This is a genomic window from Oleiphilus sp. HI0079, assembly GCF_001635105.1.
In genome coordinates this window covers 1-719 of record NZ_LWFT01000051.1, presented here as the reverse complement: position 1 = coordinate 719, position 719 = coordinate 1, and the positions used below count along the sequence as shown (strand labels likewise).

Here is a 719-nt window from a genome sequence, read left to right as displayed (position 1 = left end):
AATAAGGTTTTTTCGCATTGTTCCGCTGAACGATGCAGTCAGCTTTGCCGTTTCAAGTGCTTCTTTGAGGCTGGCGCCTTCGTTAAGAGAGGATTGCGCAGCTTCATATGCGTTCTTGGCTTGAGTGATGCCCGGTGTAATGCCCACTAAAACGATTCTCGCTTCAGGATTTATATGATCCATCGGCGCGTAAAAGCTTTGATATCGGCTTGAGTCTAGGACTTTTAAGTTATCTGCCCAAGGGTTTGCGTGATAGGATTGAATCAACGCTAAGATCTGTTGGTCTTTCAGTTTATCCATTATGGCGTACCTTCTTGTTATGTGACTGATGATAGGTAGTGATCACTCTGTCGTTTTTAGTGCTGCTAACTTTTACGATAGGATTGGACTTCAGCAGCTTATCTATTTCGTGTCGTAAGTTTTTAAGTTCTCTCAGTCCTTTTTTATCTATGAACGAGATAGCGGCGTGGCCGTGTTGCGTGTACTCAATGCCAAAAAGTGAAATCAGCTCTAAAACTTCGAGACTGATCCCTCGTTGAGACATCCTTTGGGATGCATGCTGTGTGATGGTTGTCTTCATCTTGTGAAGCCTCCTGCCTTAAATAAAACAAATTATTCCTCGCTCAATGGAATTTAATTATTCACACGAGTTGCGGGGAGTCAACATAAAAATTCCCCGCAAAATGGAACAATTTGTTTTTTTCTTTGCTTCTATTAAA

At 41.9% G+C, this 719-nt stretch carries 1 protein-coding gene; it reads right to left on the bottom strand.

What is annotated here, in order from left to right:
* On the bottom strand, positions 1-300 hold a 300-nt coding region (locus A3750_RS00840), incomplete at its 3' end, for a hypothetical protein (protein ID WP_197474773.1).
* Between the last annotated feature and the right edge of the window lie 419 nt (positions 301-719).